The organism is Microcystis sp. M53598_WE2 (assembly GCF_030067735.1).
GTDB classification, from domain to species: Bacteria; Cyanobacteriota; Cyanobacteriia; order Cyanobacteriales; family Microcystaceae; genus Microcystis; species Microcystis aeruginosa.
Genome location: NZ_JASJFE010000748.1, coordinates 1 through 1,145 on the forward strand (window position 1 = coordinate 1; position 1,145 = coordinate 1,145).

At 37.9% G+C, this 1,145-nt stretch carries 1 protein-coding gene and 2 pseudogenes; 1 reads left to right on the forward strand and 2 read right to left on the reverse strand.

Features of this window, described 5'->3' with window-relative positions; translation table 11 throughout:
- Window positions 1–254: pseudogene (locus tag PX636_RS15325) on the reverse strand (RNA-guided endonuclease InsQ/TnpB family protein); the annotation flags it as partial.
- 57 nt (window positions 255–311) lie between these two features.
- Between PX636_RS15325 and tnpA the strand changes: the two are divergent.
- Window positions 312–606 (forward strand): annotated as a pseudogene (gene tnpA, locus PX636_RS15330) (IS200/IS605 family transposase); the annotation flags it as partial.
- Between the two features lie 7 nt (window positions 607–613).
- Here the strand turns inward: tnpA and PX636_RS15340 are convergent.
- The coding region (locus tag PX636_RS15340; RefSeq protein ID WP_288117729.1) for an IS630 family transposase at window positions 614–1,145 on the reverse strand (532 nt) is incomplete at its 5' end.

The window sequence follows — 1,145 nt, forward strand, 5'->3', positions numbered from 1 at the left end:
TAGGAAGAAAAAGATTCAGCAACATCATGTAGCAATTGTTGAGCGCAACATGACCGCATGGCTCGAAAATGAGGGTTATTTTTCAACTGAGAATCAAGGTCATATTTACCGATATATCGCCCTGCCTTAAAAAGCATTTGCCGACAATAATAAATACCACAATTAGCCAGCTTGTTAGCTTCTTCACAGACAAACTCTAAGACAGCCCTTATCTCGCTGTCTGTATGGATGAGAACTTCTTGAACTCCGTACATCTTGACTTACCTCCTGTATAGAGGATATGTTGGAAATACACTATTTGTCAAGGGTAGATGGAAGATTATAGAAGAAATCCTCATTCGGTAACACTACTTAACTATCACTTTGTCTGGTGTCCAAAACGGAGAAAAGCGGTATTAAAAGGGGACATTAAGTTAAGAGCGCAGTCGATTATTTTTGACCTGTGCAAAGAAAATAACTGGAGGTTGGTCGCAACGCGCTCGCTACGCGAGAACGCGCTCGCTACGCGAGAACGCATTAGAAATAATGCCAGATCATATTCATTTATTTTTGGAATCAGACCCTAGTTATTCCCCGACCACAATAATTAAAAGAATCAAAGGGAGACTATACTTTAGACGTTCATAATCTGAGATTTATTAAACTTCTGAAATCGGAGAGTCAGCAAGGAATACAGTTCTTTTTTATGTTTCAGATGGGCATCATTCAGACATTCATAAATGGCTGAAGAAAAGTCAGAAAAGTTTTCATAATATTTACCATATAAACATTTCTTTTTGACAAATTTCCACAGCCTTTCAATTAAATTTAGATTAGGCGAATAAGACGGTAGATAGAGTAGCTCTATTGACAAAGAAAGAGCCAATTTTTTAACAATTTTACATTTCTGATAGCGGGCATTATCTAATACGAGAGTGATGGGAATCATTAGTCCTAAAGCAGCTATTTTTGACCGGAGTTCACAGACTTGAGTTGCTGTAATATAAGTGTCATTCGTAACCAGAATAACTTCATGAGTTATTGCATTTAATGCTCCTAAAACATTGAAGCGTTTACGCCCGCTCGGTGACTTAACAAAAAGTCTCTCAAAACACCAAACAAAACCGAGAAATGCTCCCATGACGAAGTGAGCGGCATCAACAAAA